This window comes from Rhizobium sp. BT03 (assembly GCF_030053155.1).
Taxonomy (GTDB): Bacteria; Pseudomonadota; Alphaproteobacteria; order Rhizobiales; family Rhizobiaceae; genus Rhizobium.
Genome location: NZ_CP125640.1, coordinates 672,148 through 690,131 on the forward strand (window position 1 = coordinate 672,148; position 17,984 = coordinate 690,131).

At 60.1% G+C, this 17,984-nt stretch carries 17 protein-coding genes, 5 tRNA genes and 1 pseudogene; 14 read left to right on the forward strand and 9 right to left on the reverse strand.

Going from position 1 to position 17,984, the window contains the following annotated elements; genetic code table 11:
• Positions 1-774: an amino acid ABC transporter ATP-binding protein gene (locus tag QMO80_RS03250; RefSeq protein WP_283198875.1), complete on the forward strand. Its 774-nt coding sequence runs from the start codon at positions 1-3 to the stop codon at positions 772-774.
• Between the two features lie 77 nt (positions 775-851).
• Here the strand turns inward: QMO80_RS03250 and QMO80_RS03255 are convergent, their stop codons facing one another.
• The gene (locus QMO80_RS03255; RefSeq protein ID WP_283198876.1) at positions 852-1,421 is read right to left on the reverse strand and encodes a hypothetical protein; all 570 of its coding nucleotides are present in this window, start codon (positions 1,419-1,421) and stop codon (positions 852-854) included.
• A 130-nt stretch (positions 1,422-1,551) separates the two neighbouring features.
• Here QMO80_RS03255 and QMO80_RS03260 point away from each other — a divergent pair, with 130 nt between their 5' ends.
• The 5 genes from QMO80_RS03260 (at position 1,552) to QMO80_RS03280 (ending at position 4,762) form a co-directional block, all read left to right on the forward strand.
• The gene (locus QMO80_RS03260; protein ID WP_283198877.1) at positions 1,552-1,818 is read left to right on the forward strand and encodes a hypothetical protein; all 267 of its coding nucleotides are present in this window, start codon (positions 1,552-1,554) and stop codon (positions 1,816-1,818) included.
• A 97-nt stretch (positions 1,819-1,915) separates the two neighbouring features.
• The gene (locus tag QMO80_RS03265) at positions 1,916-2,356 is read left to right on the forward strand and encodes a DUF3597 domain-containing protein (protein WP_283198878.1); all 441 of its coding nucleotides are present in this window, start codon (positions 1,916-1,918) and stop codon (positions 2,354-2,356) included.
• 178 nt (positions 2,357-2,534) lie between these two features.
• Positions 2,535-2,846, forward strand: a complete 312-nt coding sequence (locus tag QMO80_RS03270; protein WP_283198879.1) for a hypothetical protein — start codon at positions 2,535-2,537, stop codon at positions 2,844-2,846.
• A 199-nt stretch (positions 2,847-3,045) separates the two neighbouring features.
• A complete protein-coding gene (locus QMO80_RS03275) occupies positions 3,046-3,378 on the forward strand; it encodes a hypothetical protein (protein ID WP_283198880.1) in 333 nt (110 codons plus the stop codon).
• A 154-nt stretch (positions 3,379-3,532) separates the two neighbouring features.
• Complete coding sequence (locus QMO80_RS03280) at positions 3,533-4,762, forward strand: RDD family protein (protein WP_283198881.1); 1,230 nt, start codon at positions 3,533-3,535, stop codon at positions 4,760-4,762.
• A gap of 249 nt (positions 4,763-5,011) precedes the next feature.
• Here QMO80_RS03280 and QMO80_RS03285 read toward each other — a convergent pair.
• Positions 5,012-5,173: pseudogene (locus tag QMO80_RS03285) on the reverse strand (IS6 family transposase); the annotation flags it as partial.
• Between the two features lie 389 nt (positions 5,174-5,562).
• Between QMO80_RS03285 and QMO80_RS03290 the strand changes: the two are divergent.
• Positions 5,563-7,773, forward strand: coding sequence for a M10 family metallopeptidase C-terminal domain-containing protein (locus QMO80_RS03290; protein ID WP_283198882.1), 2,211 nt, complete (start codon positions 5,563-5,565; stop codon positions 7,771-7,773).
• Positions 7,774-7,996: 223 nt separating this feature from the next.
• Here QMO80_RS03290 and QMO80_RS03295 read toward each other — a convergent pair.
• Positions 7,997-8,073: transfer RNA gene (locus QMO80_RS03295), tRNA-Pro, on the reverse strand.
• 595 nt (positions 8,074-8,668) lie between these two features.
• On the opposite strand from QMO80_RS03295, the gene QMO80_RS03300 reads away from it, so the two are divergent.
• Positions 8,669-8,974 carry an ETC complex I subunit gene (locus tag QMO80_RS03300; protein WP_003573430.1) on the forward strand — a complete coding sequence of 102 codons (306 nt, stop codon included), beginning with the start codon at positions 8,669-8,671 and terminating at the stop codon, positions 8,972-8,974.
• Between the two features lie 57 nt (positions 8,975-9,031).
• A tRNA-Arg gene (locus QMO80_RS03305) sits at positions 9,032-9,108 on the forward strand.
• Positions 9,109-9,194: 86 nt separating this feature from the next.
• Here the strand turns inward: QMO80_RS03305 and QMO80_RS03310 are convergent.
• Positions 9,195-9,683 carry a DUF192 domain-containing protein gene (locus QMO80_RS03310; protein WP_283198883.1) on the reverse strand — a complete coding sequence of 163 codons (489 nt, stop codon included), beginning with the start codon at positions 9,681-9,683 and terminating at the stop codon, positions 9,195-9,197.
• A gap of 1 nt (position 9,684) precedes the next feature.
• On the reverse strand, positions 9,685-10,263 hold the full coding sequence (locus QMO80_RS03315) for a cold-shock protein (protein WP_003573434.1): 579 nt from the start codon (positions 10,261-10,263) through the stop codon (positions 9,685-9,687).
• A 195-nt stretch (positions 10,264-10,458) separates the two neighbouring features.
• Between QMO80_RS03315 and gloA the strand changes: the two genes are divergently transcribed.
• From gloA to QMO80_RS03340, 5 genes are all read left to right on the forward strand, one after another.
• A complete protein-coding gene (gloA, locus tag QMO80_RS03320) occupies positions 10,459-10,899 on the forward strand; it encodes a lactoylglutathione lyase (protein WP_003573436.1) in 441 nt (146 codons plus the stop codon).
• A 164-nt stretch (positions 10,900-11,063) separates the two neighbouring features.
• On the forward strand, positions 11,064-12,131 hold the full coding sequence (locus QMO80_RS03325; RefSeq protein ID WP_283198884.1) for a D-Ala-D-Ala carboxypeptidase family metallohydrolase: 1,068 nt from the start codon (positions 11,064-11,066) through the stop codon (positions 12,129-12,131).
• 198 nt (positions 12,132-12,329) lie between these two features.
• Positions 12,330-12,404, forward strand: a tRNA-Glu gene (locus tag QMO80_RS03330).
• A 77-nt stretch (positions 12,405-12,481) separates the two neighbouring features.
• Positions 12,482-12,556 (forward strand) — tRNA-Glu (locus QMO80_RS03335).
• Positions 12,557-12,829: 273 nt separating this feature from the next.
• Positions 12,830-12,904 (forward strand) — tRNA-Glu (locus tag QMO80_RS03340).
• 45 nt (positions 12,905-12,949) lie between these two features.
• Here the strand turns inward: QMO80_RS03340 and recJ are convergent.
• The 4 genes from recJ to QMO80_RS03360 form a co-directional block, all read right to left on the reverse strand.
• Complete coding sequence (recJ, locus tag QMO80_RS03345) at positions 12,950-14,752, reverse strand: single-stranded-DNA-specific exonuclease RecJ (RefSeq protein ID WP_283198885.1); 1,803 nt, start codon at positions 14,750-14,752, stop codon at positions 12,950-12,952.
• Between the two features lie 80 nt (positions 14,753-14,832).
• Positions 14,833-15,078, reverse strand: coding sequence for a hypothetical protein (locus QMO80_RS03350; RefSeq protein WP_283198886.1), 246 nt, complete (start codon positions 15,076-15,078; stop codon positions 14,833-14,835).
• Positions 15,079-15,254: 176 nt separating this feature from the next.
• Positions 15,255-16,580, reverse strand: a complete 1,326-nt coding sequence (locus tag QMO80_RS03355) for a homoserine dehydrogenase (protein WP_283198887.1) — start codon at positions 16,578-16,580, stop codon at positions 15,255-15,257.
• A 61-nt stretch (positions 16,581-16,641) separates the two neighbouring features.
• Positions 16,642-17,859 carry an LL-diaminopimelate aminotransferase gene (locus QMO80_RS03360; RefSeq protein WP_283198888.1) on the reverse strand — a complete coding sequence of 406 codons (1,218 nt, stop codon included), beginning with the start codon at positions 17,857-17,859 and terminating at the stop codon, positions 16,642-16,644.
• Positions 17,860-17,984: the final 125 nt, after the last annotated feature.

Below are 17,984 nucleotides of genomic sequence, written 5' to 3' on the forward strand. Positions count from 1 at the left end.
ATGGCTGAAGCTCCAGCTAAAAAGCTCACCGTTTCCGCAACGGAAGTGGCGGTCGACATCATCAACATGAACAAGTGGTACGGTGATTTCCATGTGCTGCGCGACATCAATCTGAAGGTCATGCGCGGCGAGCGCATCGTCATTGCGGGGCCGTCGGGTTCCGGCAAGTCGACGATGATCCGCTGCATCAACCGCCTCGAAGAGCACCAGAAGGGCAAGATCATCGTCGACGGCACCGAGCTCACCAACGATCTGAAGAAGATCGACGAGGTGCGCCGCGAGGTCGGCATGGTGTTCCAGCACTTCAACCTCTTCCCGCATCTGACGATTCTCGAAAACTGCACGCTGGCGCCGATCTGGGTGCGCAAGATGCCGAAGAAGCAGGCGGAAGAGATCGCCATGCACTTCCTCAAGCGCGTCAAGATCCCGGAGCAGGCCAATAAATATCCGGGACAGCTTTCCGGCGGCCAACAGCAGCGCGTGGCGATCGCCCGCTCGCTGTGCATGAACCCGAAAATCATGCTGTTCGACGAGCCGACCTCGGCGCTCGATCCCGAGATGATCAAGGAAGTGCTCGACACCATGGTGGGTCTTGCCGAAGAAGGCATGACCATGCTCTGCGTCACCCATGAAATGGGCTTTGCCCGCCAGGTCGCCAACCGCGTCATCTTCATGGATCAGGGCCAGATCGTCGAGCAGAATTCGCCGGCCGAGTTCTTCGACAATCCGCAGCACGAACGCACCAAGCTGTTCCTCAGCCAGATCCTGCATTAAGCCAGATCCTGCATAGGCTTGGGAGCTGAATATTTAGAAGACCCGCCGCACCTTCCGGTTCGGCGGGTCTTTCACGTTCAGCGAGAAGCTGACGCCTGCAGCAGGCTGCAGAGACCGGCAAGGCCGGAATCGGAGCCGCCTGAGACCGAGCCAGAGGATGAGATATCAGCGCAACGGACAAGCATCTTGCGCTGCTCGTTGACCGGCCTCGACCGGAAGTCGTCCAGGATGCGGGCCTGCGACGCGCTGAGGTTACCGTCAGCCGCGGATTTGTTGCTGCCGCCTGCCTCGCCGATGGCGAGATTGTTATCGACGCCGCTGCCGCCTCCGACCGAGGCCGTGACGTTGCTATCAAGCCGATCGGAGCCGCCGATGCGGGCATTGAGATCGGCATCCATGCCCTGCCTGCCGCCGGCATTGGCGGTCGCGTCGGCATTGACGCCGCGCGAACCGCCGACGGACGCACCGGCATCGGCGCTGACGCCGCTGCCACCGCCAAGCGATGCCCCGACGTCGGCGCTGACGGCATTGCCTGCATTCACCGATGCGCCGACGTCGATAGCGCGTGCATCGCTTGCCGGCACGGCAAGCAGGGCGCAGGTGGATGCAAGCACGGCCAGGGATAGTCTGTTGTGGTTATGGGTCATGTTTTCCTCCGTTTCCATTCGCCGAGCAATCTGCCCGGCAATCGAAAATCGAGGAACGCGCGTGCCTTCGATCGTCTGGCGCCTGCAACCTGCAGGACATCCATGGCAAGGCAACGTGAAGGAATGTCGAATGTTTCACGAGATGGCACGGCAAGTCGCCTCGGCGGCAGGCAATGATCTTTCACGGTTATTGAAATACCAATGCCGACCGGACTGTGCCGAAAGCGCACATGTCCTGCCGCAACTGGAGCGCCGGCCGAGTATTTCCCTCCCGGCCGCGCCAGGAATATTCCATGCCGGCAAGCAAAGCTCAGTTCTCCGTACGATTGGATTGATCTATCCGCAGCCTTTTGCAGATCGCCTGCACCTTGCCGTAGAACTGCCTCCCCACCATTGATTGAGACGACGAAAAAGAACGCCCTTCCGTCTGGATATATCAGGCCGGAAGTCCATGTTTCAGCATGTTCTCATCTAATGAAGCCGGAGGTTCAAGAATGGGCATTTTCGACAAGATCAAACATGCAATATTCGGAGAAGCAAAAGCAGCCGAACCCGCAGCATCAGGCGCGCCGAAGACGCAGACCGCCCAGGCTCCCGTCTCACCGTCGGCAGCGCCCAGCCCCACCCCTGCGGCCTCTCCCGCTCAGAGCAAGCCGGCCACGGCCCCGTCCGCAGCCAACGTCGACATCGTCCCGATCCTCGACGCGGCCGTGAAAAAGAGCGGCCAGAAACTCGATTGGCGCCACTCGATCGTGGATTTGATGAAGGCCGTCGGGATGGACGCGAGCCTCACCGAGCGCAAGGAACTTGCCGCTGAACTCGGCTATACCGGCGACAGTGGTGATTCCGCAAAAATGAATATGTGGCTGCACAAGGCGCTGATGAAGCGGCTTTCGGAAAATGGCGGCAAAGTACCGGCCGATCTCTTGGATTGATCGATGAGCGAGATCTGCCGGCGCTTCGCGATAGAGGCTCATCTGTCGCGGAAGCGTCGGCAATCCAGGGCAAACGCCGATCGGATCCGAGGCCTTGAGCCCCCTTGCCCGCAGGCATTGGAACCAATAATCTTCCGCTCGATTACTTCGATAATCGATCACGGGAGAATGAAATCCAATGAGATTGATGGCAGTCGTTGGCGTTGCACTTAGCTTGGGCTGTATTTCGGCCGCGGAATCTCCTTCAAACTATCGATCCTACAGCGGCATCCGGGTCGATACCGACCCGATCCTCCTGGCTCGATACGACAAAGCGCTCCGGTGGTGCGTGCCGGAGGCAGGCTCCTTGCGACGCGGCTCGCCGGATGCGCACAGCCTGCATTACAACGCGGCGCTCAGAAGCTGCCTCTACAGACACGGCTTCGTCGATCGAGGCGTCTACGCCTACCCGATCCCCGAGGTCTACTTCGAGCACTTCCTGGATCGCTGAGAAGAGCCCAAGCTCGCGACAGCGAGGCATGCGGTCATAATAACCATTCCGGCCGCAGCTGCGGCGATCCACAACAAGAAAAATCGCTTCTACCTTCCGGCGAAATCCTTACGATTTCGCGTGGCGTCTTTCCCGCGTCGCACGAATCGAAATAAACATCTGGCGCCGATCATTGGGTAATAAAGGAAATAGAATAATAATGCGCGCTCGTACTATAACAGTAATGATTGCCATAGGATTGCTCACTGCCTGCGTGCCGACGCGCGAGGACTACGATGCTTACGTCACATTGCTGCAGGGCAGCTCAAGAGCGAGAAATGAAGCAATTAAAGATTGCGCGAGCGGCTTCGACGCAAACGCCCGTCGCATCTTTGGCCTTCTGACCGACGCCTCGGACAAGGACGCTCCGCGAGTTGCCTGCAGTCGATTTGTGAATGCGGTGATTTCCGGTCGCGCCACCTATGACGATATCGTCGACATCAAACGCCACCGCCCCTCACCGAAGCTGATCAAAATTCTTCAGGGTCGCTAGACGGGATCGAGACGCCCGAATTCGCTTAGGGCGGCGGCGAACCGATCTTGGCGTGCCGGTAATGCGATCAGCGCTTGCCTGATCGCGTTACGGCAACTTTACGACGTCCGGCGCTATTGCTAGTTGTTGCCATAGAGGGCATGGAGGCTGAGGCATGGCAGATTGGTATTATGCGTTCGAGCAGGATCGAAAGGGTCCTGTTGGCCAAGACGAACTTCAAGAACTCATCAAGAACGGGCAGATCAAAAAGGAAACCTACCTGTGGCATGAGGGGATGGATGCATGGCAACCAGCCATCGAATATCCAGAGTTTGCATCCGCCTTCGTTGTGCCGCCACCTTTTCCTGTTAAGCAGTCTTCGAAGCGGCCACCGCCCGCATTCGAGCCGCGGGCGGAAGGAGAAGGCGTGGTCATCTCGTCCCGACCATGGCCTCGTTTCTGGGCGAGGTTCATCGACAATCTTTTATTTGTGCCGCTGTTGGCGTTCGCTGTCGGGCTCCTGTCGGCCTTGTATGCGCCCGACATCTACTTACAGATCGCCACGATGAACAGCAGCCTATTCGGTCTCCTTCTGTTACCGTTCGTCGCTCTATTCCTCGCCCTATGCATGGTCGCAACGGGTTCTACGCCCGGCAAGGCTATCGTCGGTGTGCGTGTCCCCGCTCCCTCTGACCGCAGCCGCATCGGCTTCTTCCTCGGTAGAGAGTTCAAGGTGTGGGCCGCCGGTCTGGGTCTTGGCATACCCTTTGTCGCCCTCTTCACGCAAATCGGCCAATATCGCCGCCTCGCGGAAGGTCAGGCGGCAAGCTATGACGAAGGCAATCATGCGGTCGCGGCCAATCCGTCGAAGGTGCGGCTTGGAGCAGCGATCGTGGTCGCTGTGGCCCTGTTCGCGGGCAACATCGTCCTGCGAGTCGAAAATCAACAGACTTCCGGTAACCTCGCTGCCACCCAGACGTGGGTCAACCCGGTGACGAAGAAGCCAGCAACCATCGGAAAGACCTGGAGGGCGGAGGAAATGACGATCAACAGCGGTCGCGCTTTCTACTTCGCTTCTAACGAACTTCTCGCCGAGGCCCTACTCGGCTACGAGCGGCTTTCTTCAGAGGGAATAGAACCCGTCGTCTATGCGGATGCGATCAAGAAGGCCGTTGCCTCGGACGTTAGTATCAACACTGAATGGAAGCCACTGACTGTTCAGGGGATACCCGCTCTGCGAGCCACAGGGAAGTCTGTAAAAATCAGTGACGCCAGCGTCGAGGTGACCATTGTCGTCACCGGCCGCGATGCATGGAGGACACTCGTGATCGCAAGGGGTAACTCGCCTGCCCAAGCGGCCGAGAAGGACAAGTTGGTGCAAGCAATATTCGGGACGGCGGACTGAATTTATGAAAGGCCGTGTTGCAGAGCACTTTCATAAAACACCTGCGCCTCTCGCGTCGCGAAATTGCCCAGACGATACTGGCGATGCAATTGTTGGACGGCGCCCCCTACGACAACCTGCTTAAAAGGCAGGGCTCTATCCAGCTGAGTTAAGGGCCATCCGGCGGCCGCGTTTACGCAGCGCGACCGGATGCGGCAGTTCTGGATATTCGCGGCCGAACTCGGTCGGCCACTCCGACACGGCCTGGAACGAGAGATCGATACCACGCTCGGCAAGCAGCTTCTCGACACGACGAAGGCTCAGCGGCAACCGACAGTGCAGCCACACCGCATGCCCGATGATCTCGCCGGGAAAGCGGTGGCGCTTTGAAATGCTGCGCAACAGATTCGGTCGAATCGCCTCCCCTACCATCTCGATCAGTGCCAATTATTAGGGCGATTCTGCCCAAAAATGCTAAATTCAGAAAAAAATGTCGATTCCGCCTTTGGCAAGAAGAATCCAGGCGCGCCCTCAGGTTTTTCTAATGTTTTCAATAGACGCGTTTCGCTATAGTTGCAGAAAGAATAATTCGCGAAATGCGAGACATTAATACTGCCCCAATTTGGGCGACTCGAAATTCCGCAAATATTTCAAAACGTAACATCGAAGTGATTGGGATATTGTGGCAGCAATATGGCTATAATTCTCAAGTACTTACCGCCGCGTTGCTGTTGCGCCATCCGAAATGTCGCCCTATAACCCCCCGCCGTAAGACATGATTAACCTAAAATATTAACGGGCAGGGGTTGAGGAACAAGACCATGACAACATATTACGTAGCGACAACTGGAAGCAGCAGCGGCAACGGCAGTGCCTCCTCTCCTTTCCGCACGATCAGCGACGCGATGGCATCGAACCTTAAGCCCGGCGACGAAGTCGTGGTGAAAGCGGGGACCTATAACGAGGCCATCAACATCGACAAGGACGGCTCAGCGGCAGGCAATATCACGCTGCGCTCGGAAGTGCCCGGCGGGGCGCTGATCCGGCCGCCCTCGGGCGCGCACAACGCGATCAGCATCAACGGCAACTACGTGGTCGTCGACGGCTTCGACATCAAGGGCGGCAGCGGCGACGGCATCGAAGCCAACAACGTCCACCACATCCAGATCCTCAACAACAACGTCCACGACAGCGGGGAGTCGGGTATTCAGTTCAACCAATCGGACTTCATCCGCATTGAAGGGAACGAGACCTACAATAACGCGTCGTCGGGCTGGTTCTCGGGCATCTCGATCTACCAGAACCGCAACATTACAGGCGATACCTCGACGGACGGCTACCGGACGATCGTGCGCAACAACATCTCGCACGACAACGTCACGAAGTCGGGCGCGCACACCGATGGCAACGGCATCATCATCGACGACTTCCAGAGCACGCAGACGAGCGGTCATCCGAACTACACATTCAAGACCCTGGTCGAGAACAACCTCGTCTACGAGAACGGCGGCAAAGGCATCCAGGTTACCTGGAGCGATTCCGTCACGGTGAAAAACAACACCGCATACCACAACAATCAGGACCCGGCGAACACCGGCACCTGGCGCGGCGAGCTCAGCAACTCGGCGTCGAACAACAACACCTGGGTCAACAACATCGCCGTAGCAGACCCATCGGTGAACAAGAACAACACGGCGATCGATAACACGTCTATCGGCGGCGCCAACAACAACGTCGTCTGGGCCAACAACATCACCTACAACGGCACGGCCGGCCAGGCATCGGTCAAGACCGACGGCGGCAACGCCATGCCGAGCACGGCGGACGGCAACAAGCTCGGCGTCGACCCGAAATTCGCGGGAGCAGCAAGCGACAACTTCCACCTCGGCTCCGGCTCGACCGCGATCGACGGCGGAACCAGCAAGTACGGCGTCGCCTCGGTCGATCTGGACGGCCACGCCCGCGTCGTTGGAACCGTCGATATGGGTGCCTACGAATCGGGCTCCAGCTCGACAACGCCAACCACGCCGACGCAACCGACAACGCCGACCACACCGACCACACCGACCACGCCAACGCAACCGACAACGCCAACCGCGCCGACGAAGGAAATCATCGGCACCAGCGGCAACGACATGCTGCCGCACACCGGTCAGTCCAACGGCGGCAACGAAACCTTCAAGGGTCTCGGCGGTAATGACGTGTTGAAGGGCGGCGCCGGCGGGGACGTGCTCGACGGCGGTACCGGCAACGACACGGCCAGCTATGCGGGCTCCGGCGCGGTCAACGTCAACTTGGCGACCAAGGCGGCATCGGGCGGCCAGGCCGCTGGTGACAAGATCGCCAGCATCGAAAACCTGACTGGCTCAAGCTACAACGACGTCCTGACCGGCGGCAATAACGGCAGCAACGTTCTCCATGGCGGGGCTGGCGCGGACAAGCTCGACGGCGGCGCCGGCGCGGACAGGCTCGACGGCGGCAGTGACAGCGACACGGCCACCTATGGGGTCTCCTCCGGGGCGGTCAACGTCAACCTGGCAACTGGGGTCGCATCGGGCGGGTATGCCACCGGTGACAAGTTCATCAGCATCGAAAACTTGATTGGCTCAAGCTACAACGACGTGCTGACCGGCAATAGTGGCAGCAACGTTATCCAAGGCGGGGCCGGAAAGGACATCATGACCGGTGGCGCCAGCTCGGATACGTTCGCATTCAAGACGCCGGCGGAAATCGGGTCCGGCTCGAACCGCGACGTCATCACCGACTTCAAGAGCGGCGTCGATAAGATGGACTTCTCGGCGATAGACGCGAATGGCTCTGCGCAGGGCGATGGAGCCTTCCATTTCCTGGCGCAGGAGAACGCCTCTTTCGACCACAAGGCCGGCGCACTCACCTGGCACTATGAAGACAAGGCTGGATCCGCGAGCGATGCTACCGTTATCCAGGGCGACCTGAACGGCGACGGCGTTCAGGACTTCCAGGTTCAGTTGAAGGGCCTCGTCCACCTTGGGGCAGGCGATTTTCTCCTGTAACTATACCCGTTGTGGCGGTCGTCCGATCGCCACAACGTGCTGACAATCCGAGCGCCGCTCAGGTGCTCGGATCCCGAGCTCTCCGTCCAAGGAGCTAAAGCGCGTCGCATCAATCAAGTTTGATGCGACGCGTCCGCCGTTTCCAGAAGCAGTTGGCCGGACCCACGCCGACAATGCGCGCCACGATGCGGTTGTCAAATATTCAAGATATCAGGATATTGAATGGTCGGAGTGGAGAGATTCGAACTCCCGACCCTCTGGTCCCAAACCAGATGCGCTACCAGACTGCGCTACACTCCGTGCCGTGGGCGGGGAGATACACGGTTCACTTCGCCGTCGCAACCCATAAATCCAGCTTCGGCCGAAGAATCCCGCCTGATATATCGATGCCGACAGAAAATCTGGATGGCGCGCGTCTGCGCCGCCTGATGCAACTGGACGTCGGGAGACGGCTGCCTCAGCCGCGTTCGAGCAGGCCGATATATTGGGCGTAGCTGATGGCAACGTAGAAGAAAGCCGTAATGCCGGCCCCGATCACAATGGCATTGAACTCCGCCGAACGTCTCATCATGCGTGCACATCCACTGAAATTGACTGAGCCGTAAATAGTCCCGAGGGCTGGCCGCGGCAATCAGGTTGTGATCACAACATGAGACGATCGGTAATATTGCGCAACCGGTCTGTCTGCCGCCGTCTTGTTTCCGGCAGCATCGCCTTGTCATCGCGATGGGACCGGCGACGCCTCATACGCCGCCTTTTTTCTTGAAAAGGCGGGGATTCGCGGATAAGCAAAATTCATCTCTTCGCGCTATCATCCAGCGATGAAGAAAGAGCCCCGGCAATGGGGCGAGACCATTCAAGCGGGCGCTGCCCGCACAGTCGGAGACGCGCAGTCATGTCTGCCAAGATCTATCGTCCAGCCAAGACCGCCATGCAGTCCGGCAAGGCCAAGACCCATCTCTGGGTGCTTGAATTCGATCAGGAGTCGCCGCGCAAGATCGATCCGATGATGGGTTACACCTCCTCCGGCGATACGCGCCAGCAGGTGAAACTCACCTTCGAAACACAGGAACTGGCCGAAGCCTATGCCCAGCGCAACGGCATCGAATACCGGGTCATCGCGCCCAAGGATCCGGTTCGCCAGGTTGTCGCCTATCCGGATAATTTCCGCTATACCCGCACGCAGCCCTGGACGCATTGAGATTTCTCGTCCAGAACTGCCGCATCCGGTCGCGCTCCGTAAACGCGACCGCCGGACGGCCCCTTAGCTCAGCTGGATAGAGCACCTGCCTTCTAAGCAGGTTGTCGCAGGTTCGATTCCTGCAGGGGTCGCCACACATTCAACGATTTGAAGCCGCCCTGTGATCAGCCCGAAGGGGCCCGCTCTCCAAGTTCGTCGACGATCGGCAGCTTGCGGCCCGTCACTTCGCCTTCTTCGTCGTCGTGGCGCTGACGATCCTGTCGCCCGGCTTGATTCCCAATTTGCTGACGATGCCGGCATTGAGTTCGACGACGTATTTCACCTTGCCCATCGAATCGATGATATCGCGCGAATAAGGCACCGCCTTTTCCTTGATGTGGCGGATGGTGCCGGTGTCGTCGGCAAACAGCATGTCGAGCGGCAGGATGGTGTTTTCCATCCACATGGTGACGCGCCGCGGTTCGTCGAAATCGAAGATCATGCCGGCATCATCGGCCATCGCCTTGCGAAACATCAGCCCGTAGGCGCGCTGATCGGGGGTCGAGGCGATCTCGACGGTGAAATGCAGCACCTTGCCCGCACCGGTCTGGATAAGCAGCGGCTCCTTGTCGAAGCGGATCTGCTCTTGGCCGAAAGCCGGCAGGGCGGCCATGAAAAAAAGCGCCAGGATGGCGCTTTTGATCGCATGAAGAAGAACCAGCTCACGCATATCAATGCGACCGGCTGGCCGGGCTCGGAATGTCGGGATGGATTTCCGCGGCCATCAGACCCTTCTCGCCGTCGCCGAAGCGGACGAGCACCACCTGGCCGGGGCGCAGCTCCGTCAGGCCGAAGCGGCGGAGCGTCTCCATGTGCACGAAGATGTCTTCCGTGCCCTCGCCGCGCGTCAGGAAGCCGAAGCCCTTGGTGCGGTTGAACCACTTGACGAGCGCACGCTCGAGGCCGCTCGTCGCGGTGACCTGCACATGCGTGCGCACCGGCGGCAGCTGCGAGGGATGAACCGCAGTCGACTGGTCCATCGAAAGGATCTTGAAAGCCTGGTAGCCACGTTCGCGACGCTGGATCAGGGCGACGATGCGCGTTCCCTCGAGGATCGTCTGGTAACCGTCGCGGCGCAGGCAGGTCACGTGCAGGAGAACATCCTGCATGCCATTGTCGGGCACGATGAAGCCGAAACCCTTGGCGACGTCGAACCACTTGACGACGCCGGTGATTTCAACAAGATCGACCGCCTCTGCCGATAGCTCGTCAAGGTCGGAGTATTCGTTCGATGAAATCCTGTCAGCCATTTGTCGCCAGCCCCTCGAATACGCGTCACACTGTTACGGTTAACTGATTCTTGAAATCAAGATTAACATCTTGGTAACGGATAAGCGCAAGTCCTAGTTTTCGGTTATTCCCAACTGCACATTTTATATCGATGACTTGCCCGAGGCTGACCTCAGCTCGCCGAAAAAGCCAGACCCAATAAAGGAGTAGATAGAATGCGTTATCTCCACACAATGGTTCGGGTCAAAGACCTGGATGCCTCACTCGCCTTTTACACCACGCTGTTCGGGCTGGAGGAGATCCGCCGTCACGAAAACGAGAAGGGCCGCTTCACCCTGGTTTTCCTGGCCGCTCGCGACGATCTCGACCGTGCGCGCAGCGAAAAGGCTCCCTGCCTCGAGCTTACCTATAACTGGGACACGGAAGATTATAGCGGAGGACGCAATTTCGGCCACCTCGCCTATGAGGTCGACGATATTTACGCAACCTGCCAGAATCTGATGGACAACGGCATCACCATCAACCGGCCGCCGCGCGACGGGAACATGGCCTTCGTGCGCTCGCCCGACGGCATCTCGATCGAAATCCTGCAGAAGGGCAGCCCGCTTGCCGCCGCCGAACCCTGGGCCTCGATGGGCAATACCGGCGCCTGGTAAGGCTTTTCGCCGCAAGGCTTTTGCGAGGCTTGTGGCTTTTGCGATTTCGGGTCCGGCCGGCGCCTTGATGCTTGCCGCGATCCGGCCCCGCAGGCACTCTCCTGACGACTCGAAGCGGAAGATGGCGGTTTTCGACCATTTCCGCATCAATTGGAGACTGTCGCTTGCGTAACATTGAGATGCGGATGTCGCTTACGGGCGCTTTGCTGATCGCCACTTCGGTGCTGGCGCTGTCCGGCTGCGCGTCGGACAAGAAGGCGCTCGATTCCGCCGCAGCGGTTCCGGCGCCGCAGGCAGGCGCACCTGCGCTTACCGCGGCAGCGCCCGCAAGCCCTGCCCCACGTTCGGTCTACACCGATCCCCGGCTCGTCAATGTCTCCGGCGCCCAGGCCGCGCCGCAGGCCGTGGCAGCGGATCCGAATGCCCCCGTCCCGCCGGCCGATCCGGCGGCGGCGGCGCCCGCCAATATCGGCGGGCTCGTGCTGCAGTCGACCCGGATCAACGCGCAGGCGATGAGCATCTTTTCCGATCATCAGCCGGCGCCGCAGAACAACAGCACGTCGACTGTCATTCAGCCGCAGGCCTATGCGCCGGTTGGAGGCGCAGCACCCGCAAGAAGCAGCGTCTACAGCCAGCAACCCGTCTCAGGACAGCCGGCGGAGCCGGTGCTGCCGCAGCAATCCTCGCAGAATGGCAGCACGCAGATTGCGCCCGTTCAAACGGCGTCGTTGGCGACCGACGGCAATCCGGCCCCGACGATGAACGCGCTCTACAGCGCGCCGAAGCAGAACCTGCTCGGCAGCCTCTCCGGCCTTCTGCAAAAAGCGTCCCTGCCCGGTATGACGCGTATCGCGCCGAACGGGCTGCATGTCCAGAACGACAAGGTCGAGGTCGGCTGCTTCAAGCCCGAGCTGCTGAACGTGATCAAGACTGTGGAAACCCATTTCGGCCGGCCCGTCATCGTCACGTCAGGCTATCGCGACGAAGAGCATAACCGCCTGGTCGGCGGCGCCGACGAATCGATGCACAAAAGCTGCGAGGCGGCCGACATCCAGATCGACGGCGTGACGAAATGGGATATCGCCGCCTATATCCGCTCGCTGCCGAACCGCGGCGGCGTCGGCACCTATTGCCATACGGATTCGGTCCATCTCGACACCGGCAAAAGCCGCGACTGGAACTGGGGCTGCGGCGGCAAACGGGCGCCGATGGCGACCGCAAGAGCGATCTGATCTCGCGAAAGCAGATCGTCATTACGCAACGTCAGCTCCGGCCCACAGGCTTTCGCCAAATCCTGCAAACTATTGATTCGTCAATTTTAATCTTGGGTTTCACGGCCGCAAAAATATCTGTCATTTTTTTGAAAAAAACCGAAATTGCCGCTTGCGGGATTCAAAACGCCTGACTATAAGGGCGCCACCACGAAGGAAGCGCCCTTCGTCTATCGGTTAGGACACCAGATTTTCATTCTGGGAAGAGGGGTTCGACTCCCCTAGGGCGTGCCATTCTCTTCCTCCATATAGAAGCCGTCGCACCTGCTTGCAGAAGTCTGCGCGCGCTCCTATTTTAACGGGGCCGGCCTGCGCCCTTCGTCTATCGGTTAGGATGACAGATTCTCATTCTGTAAAGAGGGGTTCGACTCCCCTAGGGCGTACCACATCAGGCACAAATGCCTGAGCGTTTGGTTTGCCCAGACGCTTGCATGTTTCACCGATATTCACCGCCGAGAGTTCATTGCGTGTTGAGAGAAACCTTCTCGGTGCCAAAGCAATCATCGAGCTGGCTGTGATCGCACCTTTTTGACCGCGTCGCCTTGTGGCGCCAGGTTTTTCCACAGCCACAAAAAAATCGGCGAAAACGATGATTTTTTCGCGTCTTGGCGCTTGCGGCTTTTGAAGGTGCTGACTATAAGGGCGCCACCACGAAGGAAGCGCCCTTCGTCTATCGGTTAGGACACCAGATTTTCATTCTGGGAAGAGGGGTTCGACTCCCCTAGGGCGTGCCACTCTCTCCCCGCAATAGATCATTTGCCAGCGTTTTGCGCGGCCGTCTATTTAGCCGGCGCAGCATCGCAGACGCGTAGCTGAATGCGGCGGGCGCCCTGATAATGCTCGGCGCCGAGCGAACCCGCGAGATGCAGGCTGGCGCCGCGTGAATTGATGAGAAGATTGCCCAGCGCCGTATCGGCGGCGCGGAAGGCGATGCCGTCGAGCCGCGATCCGTCCATTGCCTCCATCGTCACCTTCACATGTTTCTCGCCGACCAGGCGGGCGTCGCGCACACGATGCGCCGGCACGGCAAAGATCGGCTGGGCGTGGCCGGAGCCATAGGGACCGGCGGCTTCCAGGCGATCGATGAGTTCGAGCGTGGCGCCGCTGGCGCCGATCGCGCCGTCGATCTTCAGCGTCTCATTGGCAACGAGGTTCGCCACCGTTCTCGCCGACTTCTCGGTGAAGAAGGTTCTCAGCCTGCCGAGATCGGCGCGCTCGACCGTCAGCCCCGCAGCCATGGCATGACCGCCGCCCTTGACCAGCAGCCCTTCGTCGACCGCGGCGCGCACCATCCTGCCCATATCGAAACCGTTGATGGAGCGGCCCGAGCCGGTGCCGCGGCCGGAAGGATCGAAGGCGATCGCAAAGGCCGGCCGTTTGAACTTCTCCTTCAGCCGCGCCGCAATCAGCCCGACAATGCCGGGATGCCATTTTTCATGGGCGGTGACGATGACGGAAGCGCCCTCGCCGTCGCCATATTCGGCAAGCGCCTCGGCTTCCGCTTCCTGCAGCATGATCGCCTCCATCGCCTGGCGCTCGCGGTTGAGCTCGTCCAGGCGCTGGGCGATCATTTCCGCCTCCCCGGCGTCATCAAGCGTCAGCAGGCGGCTTCCGAGGGCGGCATCGCCGATCCGCCCGCCGGCATTGATGCGCGGGCCGATCAGGAAGCCGAAATGATAGGGTGTCACCGGGCCGGCGAGCCCGGCCTTGCGGAAGAGGGCTGCGAGCCCGGCATTGCTCTGGTGGCGGGCGGCGACCAGTCCCTTGACCACATAGGCGCGGTTGAGGCCCTTCAGCGGCACGACATCGCAGACCGTCGCAAGTGCTACGATATCCAGCCATTGCAGGAGGTCGAGCGCCAGGATGCGTTTGTTGCCGGCCGCCCGCAGCAGCCTCAGTGTGGCGACCAGCACCATGAAGACCACACCGGCCGCGCAAAGATGCCCCTGCCCCGAGAGATCGTCCTCGCGGTTCGGATTGACGAGCGCATGGCAGGGCGGCAGCTCATGTGTCACCTGGTGGTGATCGATGACGACGACATCGATATTGCGGGCGGCGGCGGCCGCCAGCGCCTCGTGGCTGGTCGAGCCGCAATCGACGGTGACGATCAGCCGGGCGCCATTGTCGATCAGCTGGTTGATCGCCGCCGGATTGGGGCCGTAACCTTCGAAGACGCGGTCGGGAATATAGATGTTCGCCTTGACGCCGAAATGGCTGAGGAAGCGGAACATCAGCGCCGAGGAAGCCGCACCGTCGACATCGTAATCGCCGAAGATCGCGACGTTCTCGCAGCGCTCAATGGCGCTCACCAGGCGGGTCGCGGCCTTTTCGCAATCGGTCAGCGTATGAGGATCGGGCATCAGGCCGCGGATCGTCGGATCGAGGAATTCGATCGCCTCGTCCACCGTCACACCGCGCCCGGCCAGCACGCGAGCGATCAGATCCGGCATGCCGTGGATCTGCGACATGGCCAGCGCCCGGTTCTGCCCGGCCTGGTCGAGCCGCGCCACCCAGCGATTGTCGAGCGCGGATTTCTCCACGCCGAGAAACGCGCGCTGTACCGGATCGACGAGATCTGCCATGCCATACTCCGCTGACTTCATCTGCTCTTTCTGCTGGAGCAGCGGAGATAACATAGCGGTGGATTTACAGACACGGATTTTTACCAGAATACCGCCCAGATGATCATGGCGACGCCGGCAAGCTGTACCAACAGGAACGAAAACAGCGTCAGCAGAATGGCCCAGTTGCGGCCTTCCGTGTGTTCATCGCCGTCATCCTCATCAGTGGTCTCCTGATGAATGTCACGGTAGGCCGGCTTGAGAATTTCCCCAAGCATATCGGGACGGTCCGGCGGCACGTCGCTCGGGCGGCCATACCCCTTGCCGGCGTGGCTGTCCTTGCTCATGAAATTCTCCACGCCGACGACTCACCATCTATGGTTTTATTTATATCAATATTTCGGTATTTGTTAATATAGACTTCCGTAAGGGGAGCACGGACGACCAACAAAAAACCGCCCTGTCTTCCTGAACTGGCAGTTCAAGAAGACAGGGCGGCCCATATTGCCCGGACGGGAAAGGCTTAAGCTTCTTCCTTCGGCCGCTCGATGCGAATCACCTGCGGTTCGCCGAAGAGATACCCTTCCGACTTGATCGACGCGACCGCCTTGCGCACCGACTCTTCCATCGTCGCGTGGGTGACGAGGATGATCGTCTGGTGGTGCGACGGCGCCAGATGCTGCTTGGAGCGCTGGACGATCGATTCTAGCGAGATGTTGTTTTCGGCCATGCGGGTTGCAACGCTGGCAAAGACGCCGGTGCGGTCGAGCACGGTCAGGCGGATGAAATAGCCGCCCTCGTGGCTCTGCATCTGCGCCTTGCGATAAGGTTCCAGCGCCTTTGCGGGATGGCCGAGCACCGGCACGCGCTGGGCGCCCGGCTGGCTCTTGGCGATATCGGCGATATCACCAAGCACCGACGAGGCCGTGGCATTGCCGCCGGCGCCGGGACCGACCATCAGCAGTTCGCCGAGCACGTCGGATTCAATCGCCACCGCATTGGTGACGCCGTCGACCTGGGCAATGACCGAATCGACTGGCACCATGGTCGGATGGACGCGCTGCTCGATGCCGGTATCGGTGCGCTGGGCAACGCCCAGAAGCTTGATGCGGTAGCCGAGCTCGGCGGCGGCGTGGATATCCTCGATCGAGATGTTGGTGATGCCTTCGAGATAGATATCGTCGGCCGCGATCTTATTGCCGAAGGCGAGCGTCGTCAGGATGGCGAGCTTGTGGGCCGTGTCGTTGCCTTCGATATCGAAGGCCGGATCGGCTTCGGCATAACCCAGCCGCTGCGCTTCCTTCAGGCACTCGGCGAAGGAAAGCCCCTCCTTCTCCATCTTGGTCAGGATGTAATTGCAGGTGCCGTTCATGATGCCATAGATGCGCGAGACGGCATTGCCGGTCAGCGATTCGCGCAGCGCCTTGATCACGGGGATGCCGCCGGCGACCGCCGCTTCGAAGTTCAACAGCGCGCCCTTCTCCTCGGCGATCGTCGCAAGCTCGACGCCGTGATAGGCAAGCAGCGCCTTGTTGGCAGTCACCACGTGGAGACCACGCTGGAGTGCGGCGCGCACCGAGGTGTTGGCAGCCCCTTCGGCGCCGCCCATCAGCTCGACGAAGACGTCGATATCGCCCTTTTCGGCAAGATCTTCCGGCCGGTCGAACCAGGTCACAGTGGAAAGATCGACGCCGCGGTCCCTTGTCTTGTCACGCGCGGAGACCGCGGTGATGGTGATCGGACGCCCGCAGGTGACGGCAAGCTCGTTGCTCTTCTGCTGAATGATGCGGACTAGCGAGGCGCCAACGGTGCCCAAGCCCGCAATGCCGATTTTGAGGGCATCTGCCATGGATCGATCCTGAATGTCTGTGTGGCGGCAGCCGCGGGACGCGGCTGCCTTAAGAGTTGGATTAACGGTGCGCGTTCAGCGAAATGACGTTATGCATCGTTTCGTCTGCCGTCGACATGAACTTCTTGATGTTGCGGGCAGCCTGGCGGATGCGGTGTTCGTTCTCGACAAGCGCCAGACGGACATAGTCGTCGCCCATCTCGCCGAAGCCGATGCCCGGGGCAACGGCGACGTCGGCCTTCTCGACCAGGAGCTTGGAAAACTCGAGCGAACCGAGATGACGGAACTTTTCCGGGATCTTCGCCCAGGCGAACATCGTCGCAGCCGGCGGCGGCACGTCGAAGCCTGATTTGCCGAAGCTTTCGACCATGACGTCGCGGCGGCGCTTGTAGACGTTGCGAACCTCTGCAATGTCGGAGCCGTCGCCGTTCAGCGCATGCGTCGCCGCCACCTGGATCGGCGTGAAGGCACCGTAATCGAGGTAGGACTTGACGCGAGTGAGCGCCGCGATCAGCCGCTCGTTGCCGACGGCAAAGCCCATGCGCCAGCCGGGCATGGAGAAGGTCTTCGACATCGAGGTAAACTCGACCGTCACATCGATTGCGCCAGGCACTTCGAGAACCGACGGCGGCGGAGCGCCATCGAAATAGATCTCCGAATAGGCAAGGTCGGAGAGCACGATGATGTCGTGCTTCTTGGCGAAGGCGATAACGTCCTTGTAGAAATCGAGCGTCGCGACAAGGGCCGTCGGGTTCGAGGGGTAGTTGAGGATCAGCGCCAAGGGCTTCGGAATCGAATGCCGGACCGCCCGCTCAAGCGGCGGGAAAAAGCTTTCGTCCGGCTCCACCGACATGGAGCGGATCACGCCGCCCGCCATCAGGAAGCCGAAGGCGTGGATCGGATAGGTCGGGTTCGGGCAGAGGATGACGTCGCCGGGCGCGGTGATCGCCTGCGCCATGTTGGCGAAGCCTTCCTTGGAGCCCAAGGTGGCGACCACCTGGGTATCCGGGTTGAGCTTGACGCCGAAACGGCGGGCATAATAGGCGGCCTGGGCGCGGCGCAGCCCCGGAATCCCCTTGGAGGAGGAATAACGGTGGGTGCGCGGATCCTGCACGACCTCGCACAGCTTGTCGACGATCGACTGGGGAGTGGGAAGGTCGGGGTTTCCCATGCCGAGATCGATGATATCGGCGCCGCCCGCTCGCGCGCTTGCTTTCAAACGGTTGACCTGTTCGAAAACATAAGGCGGCAAACGCCGGACTTTGTGAAACTCTTCCATTTCATTCCCCATGGAAAGGCGGCTTTCGGGCCGCAGTCGAAGTTCGTTCCGTCTCCCGGCGGCTGCGACACGAACTTCAGAATCGCAACGCCGTATTCATCAGACCCAAGACACGCGGCAAATCT

What these genes read in the sequence shown, in the direction of transcription:
- QMO80_RS03250 (WP_283198875.1), top strand. Translation starts at nt 1, where the DNA reads ATGGCTGAAGCTCCAGCTAAAAAGCTCACCGTTTCCGCAACGGAAGTG.
- QMO80_RS03255 (WP_283198876.1), bottom strand. Translation starts at nt 1,421, where the DNA reads ATGACCCATAACCACAACAGACTATCCCTGGCCGTGCTTGCATCCACC.
- QMO80_RS03260 (WP_283198877.1), top strand. Translation starts at nt 1,552, where the DNA reads ATGTTTCACGAGATGGCACGGCAAGTCGCCTCGGCGGCAGGCAATGAT.
- QMO80_RS03265 (WP_283198878.1), top strand. Translation starts at nt 1,916, where the DNA reads ATGGGCATTTTCGACAAGATCAAACATGCAATATTCGGAGAAGCAAAA.
- QMO80_RS03270 (WP_283198879.1), top strand. Translation starts at nt 2,535, where the DNA reads ATGAGATTGATGGCAGTCGTTGGCGTTGCACTTAGCTTGGGCTGTATT.
- QMO80_RS03275 (WP_283198880.1), top strand. Translation starts at nt 3,046, where the DNA reads ATGCGCGCTCGTACTATAACAGTAATGATTGCCATAGGATTGCTCACT.
- QMO80_RS03280 (WP_283198881.1), top strand. Translation starts at nt 3,533, where the DNA reads ATGGCAGATTGGTATTATGCGTTCGAGCAGGATCGAAAGGGTCCTGTT.
- QMO80_RS03290 (WP_283198882.1), top strand. Translation starts at nt 5,563, where the DNA reads ATGACAACATATTACGTAGCGACAACTGGAAGCAGCAGCGGCAACGGC.
- QMO80_RS03300 (WP_003573430.1), top strand. Translation starts at nt 8,669, where the DNA reads ATGTCTGCCAAGATCTATCGTCCAGCCAAGACCGCCATGCAGTCCGGC.
- QMO80_RS03310 (WP_283198883.1), bottom strand. Translation starts at nt 9,683, where the DNA reads ATGCGTGAGCTGGTTCTTCTTCATGCGATCAAAAGCGCCATCCTGGCG.
- QMO80_RS03315 (WP_003573434.1), bottom strand. Translation starts at nt 10,263, where the DNA reads ATGGCTGACAGGATTTCATCGAACGAATACTCCGACCTTGACGAGCTA.
- gloA (WP_003573436.1), top strand. Translation starts at nt 10,459, where the DNA reads ATGCGTTATCTCCACACAATGGTTCGGGTCAAAGACCTGGATGCCTCA.
- recJ (WP_283198885.1), bottom strand. Translation starts at nt 14,752, where the DNA reads ATGGCAGATCTCGTCGATCCGGTACAGCGCGCGTTTCTCGGCGTGGAG.
- QMO80_RS03350 (WP_283198886.1), bottom strand. Translation starts at nt 15,078, where the DNA reads ATGAGCAAGGACAGCCACGCCGGCAAGGGGTATGGCCGCCCGAGCGAC.
- QMO80_RS03355 (WP_283198887.1), bottom strand. Translation starts at nt 16,580, where the DNA reads ATGGCAGATGCCCTCAAAATCGGCATTGCGGGCTTGGGCACCGTTGGC.
- QMO80_RS03360 (WP_283198888.1), bottom strand. Translation starts at nt 17,859, where the DNA reads ATGGAAGAGTTTCACAAAGTCCGGCGTTTGCCGCCTTATGTTTTCGAA.